Source organism: Mycobacteriales bacterium, from assembly GCA_035550055.1.
Taxonomy (GTDB): domain Bacteria; phylum Actinomycetota; class Actinomycetes; order JAFAQI01; family JAFAQI01; genus DASZTV01.
This window is the reverse complement of record DASZRO010000047.1, coordinates 1-14,685: the sequence shown is the minus strand read 5'-3', so window position 1 is coordinate 14,685 and position 14,685 is coordinate 1. Positions and strand designations below refer to the sequence as shown.

14 protein-coding genes and 1 pseudogene are annotated in these 14,685 nt (G+C 67.7%); 6 read left to right on the top strand and 9 right to left on the bottom strand.

What is annotated here, in order from left to right:
• The first annotated feature begins 4 nt into the window (after positions 1–4).
• Together VG899_07395 and VG899_07390 are read left to right on the top strand one after the other, a co-directional pair.
• Positions 5–1,273 carry a sensor domain-containing protein gene (locus VG899_07395; protein ID HWA66177.1) on the top strand — a complete coding sequence of 423 codons (1,269 nt, stop codon included), beginning with the start codon at positions 5–7 and terminating at the stop codon, positions 1,271–1,273.
• Positions 1,273–1,917 carry a response regulator transcription factor gene (locus tag VG899_07390; GenBank protein HWA66176.1) on the top strand — a complete coding sequence of 215 codons (645 nt, stop codon included), beginning with the start codon at positions 1,273–1,275 and terminating at the stop codon, positions 1,915–1,917. Before VG899_07395 ends, VG899_07390 begins: the two co-directional genes overlap by 1 nt.
• Positions 1,918–1,930: 13 nt before the next feature.
• Here the strand turns inward: VG899_07390 and VG899_07385 are convergent, their stop codons facing one another.
• The 4 genes and pseudogenes from VG899_07385 to VG899_07370 all read right to left on the bottom strand — a co-directional run bounded on the left by VG899_07385 (position 1,931) and on the right by VG899_07370 (position 5,314).
• On the bottom strand, positions 1,931–2,308 hold the full coding sequence (locus VG899_07385) for a MaoC/PaaZ C-terminal domain-containing protein (protein ID HWA66175.1): 378 nt from the start codon (positions 2,306–2,308) through the stop codon (positions 1,931–1,933).
• 114 nt (positions 2,309–2,422) lie between these two features.
• Positions 2,423–2,854, bottom strand: a pseudogene (locus VG899_07380) (MaoC family dehydratase N-terminal domain-containing protein).
• A gap of 61 nt (positions 2,855–2,915) precedes the next feature.
• Complete coding sequence (locus VG899_07375) at positions 2,916–4,445, bottom strand: acyl-CoA synthetase (GenBank protein ID HWA66174.1); 1,530 nt, start codon at positions 4,443–4,445, stop codon at positions 2,916–2,918.
• Positions 4,442–5,314, bottom strand: coding sequence for an enoyl-CoA hydratase-related protein (locus VG899_07370; GenBank protein ID HWA66173.1), 873 nt, complete (start codon positions 5,312–5,314; stop codon positions 4,442–4,444). The genes VG899_07375 and VG899_07370 overlap by 4 nt, the downstream gene beginning before the upstream one ends.
• A gap of 54 nt (positions 5,315–5,368) precedes the next feature.
• On the opposite strand from VG899_07370, the gene VG899_07365 reads away from it, so the two are divergent.
• Positions 5,369–6,697 (top strand): hypothetical protein, encoded by a 1,329-nt coding sequence (locus tag VG899_07365; protein ID HWA66172.1) that lies wholly within the window; start codon positions 5,369–5,371, stop codon positions 6,695–6,697.
• A gap of 55 nt (positions 6,698–6,752) precedes the next feature.
• Here the strand turns inward: VG899_07365 and VG899_07360 are convergent, their stop codons facing one another.
• The 3 genes from VG899_07360 to VG899_07350 all read right to left on the bottom strand — a co-directional run bounded on the left by VG899_07360 (position 6,753) and on the right by VG899_07350 (position 10,246).
• Positions 6,753–7,067 (bottom strand): DUF3303 family protein, encoded by a 315-nt coding sequence (locus VG899_07360; GenBank protein HWA66171.1) that lies wholly within the window; start codon positions 7,065–7,067, stop codon positions 6,753–6,755.
• Positions 7,068–7,116: 49 nt separating this feature from the next.
• Positions 7,117–9,597, bottom strand: a complete 2,481-nt coding sequence (locus VG899_07355) for a penicillin acylase family protein (protein ID HWA66170.1) — start codon at positions 9,595–9,597, stop codon at positions 7,117–7,119.
• Between the two features lie 91 nt (positions 9,598–9,688).
• Positions 9,689–10,246 carry a hypothetical protein gene (locus tag VG899_07350; GenBank protein ID HWA66169.1) on the bottom strand — a complete coding sequence of 186 codons (558 nt, stop codon included), beginning with the start codon at positions 10,244–10,246 and terminating at the stop codon, positions 9,689–9,691.
• A 373-nt stretch (positions 10,247–10,619) separates the two neighbouring features.
• Between VG899_07350 and VG899_07345 the strand changes: the two genes are divergently transcribed.
• A complete protein-coding gene (locus tag VG899_07345) occupies positions 10,620–11,279 on the top strand; it encodes a TetR/AcrR family transcriptional regulator (protein HWA66168.1) in 660 nt (219 codons plus the stop codon).
• Complete coding sequence (locus tag VG899_07340) at positions 11,251–12,018, top strand: maleylpyruvate isomerase family mycothiol-dependent enzyme (protein ID HWA66167.1); 768 nt, start codon at positions 11,251–11,253, stop codon at positions 12,016–12,018. The genes VG899_07345 and VG899_07340 overlap by 29 nt, the downstream gene beginning before the upstream one ends.
• A gap of 19 nt (positions 12,019–12,037) precedes the next feature.
• On the opposite strand, the gene VG899_07335 is transcribed toward VG899_07340, so the two are convergent.
• Entirely contained in the window at positions 12,038–13,324 is a 1,287-nt protein-coding gene (locus VG899_07335; GenBank protein HWA66166.1) for an MFS transporter, read from the bottom strand.
• Between the two features lie 79 nt (positions 13,325–13,403).
• Here VG899_07335 and VG899_07330 point away from each other — a divergent pair, with 79 nt between their 5' ends.
• Positions 13,404–13,991 carry a TetR/AcrR family transcriptional regulator gene (locus tag VG899_07330; protein HWA66165.1) on the top strand — a complete coding sequence of 196 codons (588 nt, stop codon included), beginning with the start codon at positions 13,404–13,406 and terminating at the stop codon, positions 13,989–13,991.
• Positions 13,992–14,042: 51 nt separating this feature from the next.
• Here VG899_07330 and VG899_07325 read toward each other — a convergent pair.
• A partial coding sequence (locus VG899_07325; GenBank protein ID HWA66164.1) for a hypothetical protein occupies positions 14,043–14,685 on the bottom strand: 643 nt, incomplete at its 5' end.

The window sequence follows — 14,685 nt, the reverse complement described above, 5'->3', positions numbered from 1 at the left end:
CGGCATGCGAGTGCTGAAGGCGTACGCCGACCCCCGGACGTGGGGTGCTCTCGCTTACTGCCTGTTCGGCTTCCCGCTCGCCATCGCCAGCTTTGTCTTCGTCGTGGTGTCGATCGCGGTCTCCCTCGGGCTGTCGGTCACGTTGGTCGGGCTGCCGCTGCTCGGTCTGGCGGTGGCGATGTCGCGCGGCTGGGGCGCCGCGCACCGCGGCCTCGGCCGTACCTTTCTCGGGGTCGAGGTCGTCGCGCCGACGGTGCGCCGACGGCCCGGGATCGTCGGCTACATCGGTGAGCGCAACGGCTGGCGCGCGATTTTGTACATGCTGCTGAACTTCCCGTTGGCCATCGTCGAGTTCGTCGTCGCGGTCTCGCTGTTCGCCTACGGCTTGGGCGGGCTGACCTATCCGATCTGGTGGCACCAGGTGTCGCAGAAGGTCGACGGCAAGACCGTCCACGGGCTGGCCTTCGGCGGCGGGCCCAACGCCTTCGCCGACAAGCCGAAGTGGATCTGGCTGATCTTCGCCGGTGGTGTCGCGCTCACCGTCGCCTGGCCGTGGGTGCTTCGCGGCATCACCCGGTTGGATGGGGTGATGATCCGCGGCCTGCTCGGTCCGAGCGAAGCCGAGCGCCGGATCGCGTCGTTGGAGGAGACCCGCTCGATCGCGGTCGACGAGTCGGCGGCAACTCTGCGGCGCATCGAGCGCGATCTGCACGACGGAGCCCAGGCGCGACTGGTCGGGCTGGCGATGAGCCTCGGCATGGTGAAAGAGGAGCTCGACGGCGCCGACTCCGAGATCGCGCTGGCACGGGTCCGCGAGCTCGTCGACACCGCCCACCGCGAGGCGAAAGGCACGATCGTCGATCTCCGCGATCTCGCCCGCGGGATCCACCCGCCCGCGCTCGACAACGGCCTGCCCGACGCACTCGGGACGCTGACCGCGAGGTCGGCGTTGCCGACATCGTTGCGGATCGACCTGCCGCAACGACCGTCGCAAGCCGTCGAGACGATCATCTACTTCTCCACCGCTGAGCTGATCACCAACGCGGTGAAGCACAGCGGCGCCCACCGGATCTCGGTCGACGTACGTCAGGTCGACCACACCGTGACGCTGCGGGTCCACGACGACGGCGCCGGCGGTGCCGAAGCGGGGCAGCGGCTCGGCAGCGGGCTGAGCGGTCTCGCCGACCGGGTCGCCACCGTCGACGGGACGATGACGATCGTCAGCCCGGTCGGCGGCCCGACCGACATCACCGTCTCGATTCCGGTGGCGTGATGCGGATCGCGATCGCCGAGGATGCGGCCGTCCTTCGAGACGGGTTGGCTCAGCTGCTGGCCGCCCACGGGCATGAGGTGACCGCGGCCGTCCCGACCGCGGTCGAGCTGATCCGCGCGGTCGACGACGCCCTGCCCGATCTCGTCGTACTCGACATCCGGATGCCGCCCACCCACACGACCGAGGGGCTGCAGGCGGCGATCGAGCTGCGCGAGCGATACCCGAAGCTCGGTGTCCTGCTGTTCTCCCAGTACGTCGAGACGCGCTACGCCGCCGACCTGCTCACCGACGGCGCAGCCGGAGTCGGCTACCTGCTCAAGGAGCGGGTGGCCGACGTGAAGGACTTCATCGACGCGGTCGAACGGATCGCGGCCGGCGGGACGGTCCTCGACCCCGAAGTCGTCACGCAGCTGCTCGGTAAGACCAGGCGCGGCGACACCGTCGAGACCCTGACCGCTCGGGAGCGGCAGGTGTTGCGGCTGATGGCGGAAGGGCGTGCCAACGCGGCCATCGCCTCGACGCTGCACCTGTCGGCGGGTTCGGTCGAGAAGTACGTGACGAGCATCTTCAACAAGCTCGACCTGGCGCCGTCGGCCGACGATCACCGCCGCGTCCTCGCCGTACTCCGCTGGCTCGAGTCCTGACGCGGCGCCGCCGTCAGGCGGGAACGGCGATCCGGACGCGCGAGGTCAGATGGTTGCCCAGGTCGTTGTCGGCGCGGACCGCGACCTCGACGACCCGCTCGCCGTCCTCCACGGCCTCGGTGGCAACCTGGCCGCGAAACCGCAGCGGCTGGCCCGGGATGGCAGGACCGCCCAACCGGGTGGAGATGGTGAGGACCCGCGCGTCCCCGCCGGCCCAGTCCGTGACGTAGCGCGAGACGTAGCCGTTGCTGGTCAAGATGTTCATGAAGATGTCAGGCGCACCCTGCGCCTGCGCGTAGTCCCGGTCGTGATGGACCGGCATGAAGTCGCGCGTCGCGAGCGCCCCGGCGACGATCACCGTCGCGGTCACCTCGAGGTCGAACGGCGGCAGCTCCTCGCCCGACGGTGGCTCGCTGCTCGACGACGGCCGGCTTGCCCGCCGCTGCGGCGGCGGACCCGGCGCGAACTTGTAGACGGTGAACAGCTGGCTGCCGACCCGCTCGCCCGCCGCGTCGTAGAAGTTGTTCGACCAGGCGATGAAGTAGCCCTTGCCGAGGCCGGTGTGCTTCTGTTCGGAAACCGACTCGAACGCGGTGTCCGAGGTGAGGACGTCGCCGACTCGCAGGTAGCGGTCGAAGGTCAGCTCGGTGTTGGTAGCGAGGGTACCGACGTACCCAGCCGCGGCCAGCACGGACAGCGGGCTGTCAGGCCCGACCTCGCCCGCCGAACCGCCGCGCTCGCGAATGCCCGCGATCGTCGGGCGTCCCATCGTCCAGGTCTGCAACATCGCCGGCGGCGCGACGATCGCGCCGAACCGGGTGCCGGCGGCGGTCGTCTCCTCGTACGCAGGGTGACGGTCGTCGAGCGCGTCCACCCAGTGCCGGATCATCGCGACGTTGACCGGATCCGGTGCCGTCGACGGGCCGGACAGCCCCATCGGCTTGCCGATCTTGGTCAGCAGCTCGTCGCGCAGCGGGTCGTCGGTCACGCGAGCGCCCTCACAGGATGCGGGAGGCGCGACCCTCCCAGTAGCGGTCACGGATCCGGCGCTTGTAGAGCTTGCCGTTGGGGTCGCGCGGCAGCTGCGGGTCGAAGTCGATGGACCGCGGGCACTTGTAGCCCGCCAGGTGCGTACGGCAGTAGTCCATCAGCTCGTCGGCAAGCTCGGCCGAGGGCTCGATGCCGTCGAGCGGCTGCACCACGGCCTTGACCTCCTCGCCGAACTCGTCGTTCGGGATGCCGAAGACCGCGGCGTCGGCAACCTTCGGATGCATGATCAGGAGGTTCTCGGTCTCCTGCGGGTAGATGTTCACCCCACCCGACACGATCATGAAGGTCGCGCGGTCGGTGAGGTAGACGTAGCCGTCCTCGTCGAGATAGCCCATGTCGCCGAGGCTTCGCCAGCCGCGCTCGTTGGACACCGACTTCGTCTTCTCGGGGTCACCCCAGTACGAGAACTCCGGGCCGCCTTCGAAGAACAGCTCGCCCGCCTCGCCGACCGGCAGCTCCTCGCCGTCCTCGCCGAGCACGTGCACCGTGGTGAGCGGCCGACCGACCGAGCCAGGATGCGCCAGCCACTCCGGCGGACCGATCGTCGCGCCGGCGAAGCCTTCGGTGCCGCCGTAGTACTCGTAGATGATCGGTCCGAGCCAGTCGAACATCGCCCGCTTCACGTCGACCGGGCACGGCGCGGCCGCGTGAACGACCCATCGCAGGCTCGACAGGTCGTAGCTGTCACGCACCTGCTTCGGCAGCTTGAGCATCCGGACGAACATGGTCGGCACGAACTGGGCGTGGGTGACCCGATGCCGCTCGATCAGGCGCAGGGTCTCCTCGGCGTCGAACTTGGGGACGATCACGGTCGCGGCGCCGATGCGGTGCATCGCCATCGTGTAGTTGACGCCGGCGGCGTGATACAGCGGCGCCGGCGACAGGTACACACTGTCGGCGTTCGCCTGGTAGAGGTGCAGCGCCGCCTGCTCCAACAGGCCTTGCGCCCAGGACCCGTTCTCGGTCGGCAGCGGTCGGCGGATGCCCTTCGGCCGGCCGGTGGTGCCCGACGAGTAGAGCATCTCGCAGCCGTCGGAGATCTCGGGGTACGACGAGACCGCACTCAGCGCAGCCTCGTAGGACTGCCAGCCGTCCCAGTCGGCGCCGACCACGACCCACGACCCGACCCGGCTGTCACGGTTGCGGAGCTCGGCGGCCAGCTGCGGCATCGACGCATCGATGAACAGGGCCTGCGCCTGGCAGTCGTCGACGATGTAGGCCACCTCGTCGAAGGTCAGGTGGGTGTTGACCGGCGTGTAGTACAGCCCGGACAGCTGGCAGCCCCACGTGACTTCGAGAAACTCGCGACGGTTCGTGAGCATCAACGCGACCGCGTCACCCCGACGCAAGCCTGCCTCGTGGAGGAGTCCGGCGACTCGCATCGCGCGGGCGTGCAGCTCGGCGTACGTGACGCGCTCGTCGCCGACGAGCAGTGCGACCGCGTCGGGCCTGCTCGCGGCGTGGTCGGCGACGTTCACTGCTCGTCCGCCGGTCGCGCGGTCTCTGGCTGCGCGATCTCCGAGTGCTCCAGGAAGGCGCGCGGCTTGAGGTTCGTCTTGATCATCTCGGCGCGACGCTGCTGGACGTCAGTCGCTGCCCCGACCATGTTCGTGAGGATGTGGCTGACCTGAAGGTGCACTCGCATGCCCATCAGCTCATACGCCCGCTTCACGTTGTTCTTGACCGCCATCAGGGTGGTCAACGGGATCTGCGCGATGCGCTGCGCCATGTCCTCTACGGTCGATTCGAGGTCCTCGCGCGCAACCACCTTGTTGAGCAGCCCCCACTCCAGCGCCTGATGGGCGTCGAGCGTGGGCGCGAGCAGCAGCCAGTCCATCGTGCGATGCCAGTTCATGAGCAGCCACGGCTCGATCATCGTGTGGCCGCCCGGCTCGCCGAGGCTTCGCGCCAGCGGCATCTGGAAGTACGCGTCGTCGGACGCGACGCAGAAGTCGGTGAGCAGTCCGAGATAGATGCCGCCGCCGAGGCAGTACCCGTGGATCTGGGAGATGGTCGGCTTCGGGAACTCCCACAGATACAACGTCGGCCACAGGAAGAGGTCAGCCGTGCCCTTGTAGAGGCTTTCGAACGTGTCGCCGAAGTCCGGGTATGGGGACTCGTCGGGGCCCCAGCGCGCAACATGACCGCCGCAGAAGCCGTTGCCGTTGGCCTTGATGATCACCACTTTGATGGCGCCGTCGCGGTCGGCTTCGTGCAGGCAGGCGTCGACCTCCTCGACCAGCTGGGCGTCCTTGGTGTTGGCCTTGTCGACCCGGTTCAGGATGATGCGCGCGATCGGCCCGTCCGTTTCGTAAATGACGGCATTCAGCTCGCGACGCTCGACCACCCGGGCACCATATCGATGGACAGGCGGCCGCCGGCCGATGCCATGATCGGCCTCGTGACTCGATCGCTGATCCGGCTGCTCATCGTCCTTTCCGCCGTACTCGCCGCGGGTGCCGGCGTGGCGCAGGCGACCACCACCCCGGCCGGCGGCTTCACGATCAGGCCGAACATCGCCGACTCCGGCTGCAACGGCGGCCACGGCGTCCAGCTGGCGACCAACGGGTTCAGGAGCGCCGCGATCGCCAGCGGGCTGCTGGCGGACGGTTCATCCCTGACGTCGTTCGGGCAGATCTACCCCGGCCAGCCCTACGTCGTGCTCGACGCGGTGACCACGCAGTGCACTCCCGACGCGCAGTTCGGCAACGGCGGTACGACGCACCTCACCATCCCGTCGTCGCTGGTCGCCGACCCCGGGAACGTGCCGGGCAACTTCGGCCTGTGGATCGACGCGATCGCGCCGCGCAGCGGCGGCGGCGCGCTGCTCGCCGGGTCCTACCGTGCCCGCTGGGTCGTCGCCGCGATCACGGCGTCGGGCGCGCTCGACCCGACCTTCGGCGCCGGCGGCTGGATCGCGCTGCCGCAACACGGCGAGGCGACGGCGATCACCCAGGAGCGCTCGGGCGAGGTGGTGGTCGCCGGCGACAACTCCGGCGGCGGGTGCTGCACCGTCAACCACGCCGCGGGTCTCACCGAGCAAGGCGAATACGACCCGGACTTCGGGCACAACGGCAGCGTCGTACTGCCGACCGGGGAGGACTCCGGGGTCTCGTCGCTGTCGTTGTTGCCGGACGGCGACATCCTCGCCCAGGTCAACTACGGGAACATGGGGTGCTGGGGACACCAGCTGGAGCTGCTCACCTCGATGGGCAGGCCGGTCGTCCGGTTCACCAACTCGTTGAACCGCTTCTGGCGCACGCATACGTTCGGTGCCTTCGTCGGTGACGCATACGCGGACGGCAACGAGATCACCCTTGTCGGGGTCGGGCAGCGGCCGTGCGCCGACGGGCCGAAGATCACCGCGAAGTCCGCCCACGGCGTCCTCGCGCACTTCGCGGTGAGCGGACGCATCATCGGCCGCGTGGTCCGCTTCGCGTCACCGCTGTACGGCGAGATCGACGCGTTCCAGCACGGCCCGAACACCCTGCTCGCCGAGAGCTCCTTCGCCAGCGAGTCGAGCGAGCTGCTGCGGGTGATCAAGCCGAACGGCGCCGTCGCGAAGAGCTTCGGCACACACGGGCTGGTCCGGATCCGGCTGCCGTGGCAAGGGGCCCAGGCCAGCTACGACGACCAGCTCGCGACCGCCCAAGCCGGCCCGTCGTCGCTGGTGCTGGTCGCCACCGAGAACGGCCGTCGGACGATGGCCGTCATGCGCCTCGACGTCTAGGCGGCAAAGTCGGTCGAGACCGGACTTGCCGGCCCCGACCGACCGAGACCGACGGTCAGCGCATCGCCTCGCGGCTCTGCACCGCTTCGTGAGCCATCGCCGCACCGTCGGCGATGTCGATGACCGGGTGGATCTCGTAGCTGAGCCACGGTGCGAACAGTTGAGGCGCCCGCCCCAGGCCGGCAATGTCGTCGGTCTCGACGATCGCTGCCCCGCCGTTGCCGTCCAGGCGCAACACCCACTGATGGAAAGTCTGGTCCGCCGGTTGCTCCCACTTGCCGAACGTGCTCAACATCGTCTTGAGGTCGTCGTGGTTCTGCTGAGCCGACAACCCTTCTCGGATCTTCCAGGTGATCAGGAACTTTGCCATCTGCTTGCCCTCCTCGTTGACGGTCGATGCCAGATACGTAGCGGTCGAATCAAGAGCCGGCGAGATGCACCACCGGGACGATCGCGTTCCTGCGGATCGCTGCGGCAGAGAAGCTGTCGCGGATCCAGCGCTTGCGCGCGAACAGCGTTGTTTGGTCGTCGTAGTACGGATCAGTCGGATCGCTCGACTCCGAATAGCTCAAGATGGTCCGCGCGACGGGGTACGGATCTCCCGTCTTCCAGGTCACTACCTGCACGAACGACGAGCCATCGTCGACGTCACCGAGCCCTTTGCCTTTGATCCACGGCGCATAGATCGCGTTGAACTCACCGTTCGGGTCACCCTCGCCGCCGGGGATTGGAATGAAGTGCCCGGCCCGGTGGACGCCCTGGATCTTGCCGGGTGCGACGTCCAGAGGAAGGTCGGCCTGCCGCAAGTCGTTGATCGCGTTGCCGAGCGCGATCGCGACTTCTGGATCGGCTACGTCAAGTCCGTACGGGGTATGCACCGGATCGCTCACGTCGAACGGATGCTGCCAGTACAGCGCGACCCCTGTGTCGCCCTCGACGGTGCTGAGGCTGCCGCTCATCAGGTTGTCAACGAACCGCCGGAACAGGATCGCGCCATGACTGTCCGGGTCTTCCCGGAGATCCCAGTCCGTCAGGACGCCACACGCGTCGCCGACCGGCGTAACTCCACTCGTCGTAGGGATTACGCCGGCGGCATGGAATGTCTTGCACAGCGAAACGAGCTGACTGCGCCACAGCACGCCTGCGTACGGCCGGTCGGAGAAAAAGAGGTTTTGCATCGCACGGAGGGTGAACCCCTTCTGCTCTCCGATGCCTGACACGCGGTCCTGCGTCATGATCAGCCCGATGCGGGTCCGCAGCGACCGCGCGGTTCCTTCGGTGCCGATGATCCGCGCGTACCCGGTCAGCGGGTGGCTCGGGTTGGCCAGCCAGTACGAGTCGTTGGCGTTGGTGACGTAGTCGCTGCGGAACAGATGCGGCTCGTGGCTGGGGCCGAAGATGCCGGGGACAGCTGCGTCGGGGTCGTTCCCCCAGTTGCATCCAGAGGTCGCACCGTCGAGGATTGGCAGGCCAAGGAGCGCGTACGTCGCATCACCGAGCGCCGTGTCGCAGCGATGCGCCTTCTGGTTCGACACGTTCGGGATCGCGCCGATGTCGGCGTACAGCGCATGTCCCGTGCGGTCGGCGACGATCGTGTTGACCCACGGAATGCCCTGGTACTTGTCCAGGATGTGCAGCACCTGGCGCGCGGAGTGCGCTTCATCCGTTCTGAGGAAGTGGTTGTAGACCCGCAAGTTCGTCGCGTTGGCGTCGCGGAAGGTGAAGCCTGTGGCGGCAGTCCACGGAAGCGGGACGCCCTCCAGCGAGGTGATCATCGGGCCGTACCTCGTCCACCACAGCGTGTGGCTCACCTTCGTGACCTTGCCGTCGACGCGCTCGGCGACCGTCACCGTACGCGGCCGCATCTTCATTACGGCACCGTCGTAGTAGTACTCAGTCGGCTCGCCGGCGACGATGCTCAGCTCATACGGCGTGAACTCGAACGCCGTCGACACCGTGTGGGTCCACGCAACCCACTTGTTGTGTCCGACGAGGACCAGTGGCACGCCGAACAGCGAGGCGCCCGATGCGTTGAGCCGACCCGGGATCGTGATCTGGGCGTCATAGAACCGCTCGGTCCCGATCCACGGGAAGTGCGGGTTGCCGATCAGCAGACCGTGGGTGTGGTCGCGCGTGCCGGCCTTGCCAACGGCGATCCCGTTGCTGCCCATCCCAGCCATGGCGCGTTTCCAGCCCTCCGCGATCAGGGTCGCCGTCCGCCGCACGTTGACCGCCGCAGAGATGGGACTGGTCAGCGTGGGCGGTGCGGCCTCGGCGATCGCGGGCATCAGCACGTCGGAACTTGCCATCAGGACCAGTTGGTAGAGGCGCAGGTACGCGTCCTGAATGGTGATCGGCTGCACCCAGGGCTTGCCATGACATGCCGGGTCAGTTATCCCGTCAGCGCCCCCGACGCTGCGCAGGTAACGGTCGTAGCCGGCCACGTAGCCACGCATTACGGCACGGACGCCGGGAAGCAGTCCGAGCGGTGGACGCTGACGGGTGAGCCTGCCGACGATCCCCGAGTCACGCACCTCGGCCCAAAAGACATCGGAGTCGAGATTGCTGACCGTCACTCCGTTGGCACGCTGCTGGTAGCTCGCCGCCGGCCCGAAATAGAACGAGCGCCTGCCCTCGACCGTCACGTAGTCGGCGGCCATCGTGCAGATGTTGTCCTGTGCGAACGCGTAGCCGTAGCCGTAGCCCACGTCGCCGAAGTTTGCGCCGACGATGTGGGGAATGCCTCCCTGTGTACGGGTGATCGAGGCTGCATAGCGGGGCTCGATCCCCGCTGTGGCCGAGATCGCCGAGGCGAAGACGTGCCGACGCTCTGCCCCTCGGCCGGGGGATGCAGCCGAGGCAACAGTGACCGGAAGCACAAGAGCAGTAGCGATCACCATCGTCAGGACAAACCGGGCCCTGGAGTGCGTGACGCCTTTTGCACCATCGTCGTCGCGGCGGGACAGAGCAGACGGCCTCCTGCTCACTGCGTCAGGCACCAGACGCTGCGAGCTTCGCAGCCGCGAGGCTTGCCAACTGAAAGGCAGTCGATCTCGCGAAGCGAAGCGTCGAGTTGAAGACGTAGAACGCCGACAAGTAATTGCCGTCGAACTGGTAGACGTCGACTTCCCAAGTGCGGGGCCCGTTCGGCTGGGTGATCGAGAACTGCATCGTCAGCTGCTTCGCAAGCAAGTCGGGGTTGGGCGGATCGATCGTCACTTTCGATGCGACGCTGCCTTTGGTGATTGGGAAGGACTTCGGGCACGACCGCGTCGCGGAGCGGAGCTCCCGCAGAGCCAGTGCGGCACCACCGGATCGATAACGGACCACCTCCTGGCTTGCTGCCAGAAAGCCATGCTGGATGTAGGCGACCTGGCGGCGCGCCACCCGGTCGGCGTCGCTTGGAAACGTCGGCACCCCGCAGACCGCGCTGAGTGTGGCGTTGTCCGGGCCCATCAAGCCGGTGTATAGGTAGCGACGCGGCTCCGTCACCGGGCCGAACGGCTTCCCCCGCATCGCCGGGCTGACCTGCGCAACCGACAGCGTCAATGAGGTCAACTTCACCGCCGCTGTGGGAGCGATTGGCGTGGGACCGACGAACCCGGAGGTTCGCGCAATCGGCGCCGAGCCATTCGAACCGCACGCGGTCATCAGTGCCGCCATTGCGATGCATCCCGCAAACGTTGCGCCGCGACCCATCGGTTGCCGGCGTACGTCGACGCCCGAGTCGCAAACCGTTCGGCTCATTCGTCCCACCCCCTCGGAGCTGCACCACGGAGGTATTCCTACCTTCGATCTGATAACCTAATGGCATTAGGAAAAGCCGTCAAGGGGGTTCCGCGATGCAACCACCCTGGGTCCGAAGCCCCGCCGTGCTACGTTTGCGCCCCTGAAATCGACGTCGCATCACAGCAAGTTGGGCGTGGACACAACAGATAGCGGCGACGCTCACGGGTCGAGCGGGCGCGATCGACGGGCCAGGCGACACGCCGCAACCCGCGACGAAATCCTCGCTGCGGCCTGGGGCGTCGCGCGCGAGCAAGGGCTCGGGGCGATGTCGCTGTCCGAAGTGGCCGCTCGCGTCGATATGCGACCCCCGTCCCTCTACGTCTACTTCGCTTCGAAGAACGCGCTCTACGACGCGCTGTTCGGTCAGGCAGCACGACAGTTCCTCGACGCGTACCGCGGGTGGCTGACGACGATGTCGTCCGACCCCACGATCCGGATGCGGGAGAACTACCGTTTCTTTTTCAACTTTTGCACCTCGGATCCGACGCGCTACCTGCTGCTGTTCCAGCGCGCGATCCCTGGCTTCGTTCCGTCGCCAGAGTCCTACAGCTGCGCTGTCGAAGCGCTCGCTTTGGTTCGTGACGACTTCGCCGCAATGGGCGTGGTCGCCGCTCCGGCCGATCTCGATTTGATCACCGCGGTCATCACCGGCCTGGTTGACCAGCAGATCTCGAATGACCCGGGTGGGGAACGATGGAAGTCGCTGACCGACCGCGTTGCCGATATGGTCTATGGGCACCTGGCGGAAAGGAAGACGGCCCGAGGTGAGCGAGCGCGCCGCACACGTCGCTGACATCTCCGTGCTGTCACATAGTGAGGCGCTCGACCTGGCGGGGACCGAGTACGCCCGGTTCATCGATCTGCTCACGGGCCTCGAACCCGACAGCTGGCGGAACCCAACTGAGTGCCCCAGCTGGGACGTGCGGACGATGGCGTCCCACGTGCTCGCCGCCGCAGAGGCTCACGCCTCCGCCGTCGAGTTCGCCCGTCAGATGTGGCTTGCCCGTCCGCTCGCGCCGCCACTCGAGGATGCGCTGAGTGAGGTCCAAACTCGACGACGCCAGGCGCTCTCGCCCGACCAGATCGTCGACGGCTTGCGCCGGACATCACCGCGCTCGGTGAGCCGGCGGCGCCGGATTCCCGCCGCGCTGCGGGCCATCAAGATCACCTACGACGCCGTCACGCCACCCGAGAAGTGGAAGCTCGGCTATCTGCTCGATGTGATCTACACCCGCGACTGTTGGATGCACCGCATCGACATCTCACGGGCGACCGGCCGCGACGTGCGCCTGGACAGCGATCACGACGGTCGCATCGTTGCCGAAGTCGTGGTCGAGTGGGCTCGTCGCTCGCAACAAGCCGTCGAGCTGAACCTCACCGGCCCTGCCGGTGGCCGCTATCTGACTGCGGCGCGGGAGGCGATAACAAGCCCCGCGATCACCATTGATGCCGTCGAGTTCTGCCGGATTGCCGCCGGCCGACAGCCCGTTGCCAGCACCGGCGACCTGCCACTTGTCCGGGTTCCGTTCTGAGGTCGTCCGATACCGACGATCACGGACTCCCGATCGAGGCCCCCAGTGGTGACCTGGTTCGTGTAGCCGCGAGGGCGAAGCGTGCCGTCGCCAGCTCGCAGTCGGGTTCACCCGGGTAGGCATCAGCCGGCGACTCGGCGACCCGCGAAGCCGCCTTGGCGGTGAAGGCGGAGCCGGCGAACGCGACGAGGGCGAGCACGATCACGACGGCGGCGTACCCGCGTGCGGTCGTCAGCAGGCCGAGGTGCTCCACCACAACGCCGGCGGCGATCGCGGGCAGCCCGAACGCGAGGTAGGAGACGACGTACAACGCTGAGAGCAGGCCGGCTCGTTCATGCGGATGTGCGAGCGGTACGACGGTGCGGATGCTGCCCTGGAAGCCGCCGCCGAACCCGAGGCCGGCCACGACGGTCGACGCGAAGAACCCGGTCACCGATCCCACCTCCACGCTGGTGAGCGCACCGGCCATGCCCAGCCCGATCAATGCCGCTCCGCCCTGCATCGTGCGGTGCGGGTCGACGTCGCGGGTGAGATAGATGCTGACCGCCGCCCCGCTTGCCAGGAAGGTGAGGGAGAGCCCGCCGAGCACGTAGGAGGACGAGGCGGAGAGCTCACGCACCAGGGACGGCGCCAGGGAACCGTCGAAGCCGGCGATCGACCAGACCGCGACGAGGGCGGGTATCGCGGCGTAAAACGCGCCGCGGGTGCGCGACGGAATCCCGAGCTGCGGTTTGAGGGAGGCCAGCGCCCCAACCTTGCGGGTGACCGTCTCGTTCATCAGCGCCAGCCCGGCCAGTTGGGCTACGACCGCGCCGATCAGCACGAGGTAGGTCAGGTGGGTCGGTGAGGGCAGGAACTGGACCGCAAGCCCTGACAGCAACGCGCCGGTACCCGTCCCGGTCATCGGCCCGACTCCGTTGGCGACGGTCCCTCGCCGCGAGTCGAGATCGATCAGGCCCGCTCCCAGAGCGCCGACCGCTGCGCCGGTCGACACGCCCTGCAGCACCCGACCCGCAGCCAGCATCCAGATGCCAGACGCGGTGGCAAGCACGACGAGCGCGGCGAGCTGAGAAGCCAACGCCGCGAACAGCACCGGGCGACGACCGACGTGGTCGGAGAGCTTTCCGACAACGAGCAGTGCGGACAGTACGGCGAACGCGTAGACGGCGAAGACGACCGTGACCGTGATCGCGCTGAATCCCCACTTCTGCTGATAGATCGAGTAGAGCGGGGTTGGGACGCTCGACGACGCGAGCAGTTCGATCAGGATCGTCAGCTGAAGGACGAACGCCGCCTTCTTGCTCATCGGTCTCTCCGCATCTAACAGACAGGTCTGTCTGGTTAGGCAGACACTAGACAGACCTGTCTGTTATCGTCAAGCGATTATGGGAGCCAGTACGGCGCGGCGCTCGGACACCGACCGAGGGACGGCACGTGAGCGACTGCTCGCGGCCGCCGACGAGCTGTTCTACGAACACGGCGTCCACACCGTGGGGATCGACACCGTGATCGCGCGGGCCGGTGTGGCAAAGGCCAGCCTCTACAGCAGCTTCGGCAGCAAGGACGCGCTGATCGAGGCCTACCTGCTGCGTCGCTACGAGGAGCGCAACGAGCGGGTGCGGCAAGGCGTCGCGAAACACCAGGACCCGCGGTCGAAGATGCTCGCCGTCTTCGACGTCGCCGACGCCGCGATCGCGAAGCCGTCGTACCGCGGTTGCGCGTTCATCAACGCCAGCGCCGAGGGACTGCCCGGCGGGGTCGAGGAAGCCGTCTCGGCGAAGGCTCGCGGCTGGCTGCGTGAGCTGTTCACCGAGCTCGCCGCCGAGGCGGGGATCAAAGAGGCCAAGGCGCTCGGCGAGCAACTCGGGATGCTCTACGACGGGGCGATCGTCAGCGCGCGTCTGGACCGCAAGAAGAAGGCCGCGCAGTGCGCCAAAGCCGCCGCCGCGGTTCTCATCGACGCCGCGCGCTGAGGGCTCCCGTCACGTTTGCGGTGCGCCGGAGGTGAAAGCCGACTCACAGCGTCAGCGCCGGGTGCTCCAGGCTTCGAGGGTGTACGCCGTCGCTGTCTCGCCAGCAACGGCGGGGGCGAGGCTGACGACGATCGCGTGCTTGCCGGCGGTCAGGTCCGGGCGAAGCGCGTAGTCGGTCTCGAGCCAGCGTTTCAGCGGGTCGCCCTGGAACTCGGCGCCCGGCCAGATGCCGACCGGCTGACCGTCGACGCTGACCCGCACCGGCACGCTCGCCACCTGATCGGCGAGCCGCCGCAAGACGACGCCGCGGTTGTCCGGCGGGATGCGCAAGGTGACCGAGATCGGCCCACGAAACGCCAGCCCGGTTGCGTGCAGCGACTGGTCGGAAAGCTGCGGCGGGGGCGACACGTAGTAGCTGCCGCCGATCGCAAGCGTCGACACCGGCACAGTCCCGTCGTGCACGCCCTCGAAGTAGGAGTCGAGACTGACCGGCCTGCCGGATCCGGTCAGCCGATGACGCTTCTCGCTCTTGGCATCGCCGAACCGGACAACATCGGAGGCGAACAGCCGCTGCGCTGCGCGGTAGGAGAACGTCGTGGCGGCCGCGTCCACCGTCGGCCCCTCGTTGTCTCCGCCCGCCTGCTGGCTGTAGCGGATGCCGGCCGACCAGATGGCGCCGTCATCGGCGAACACG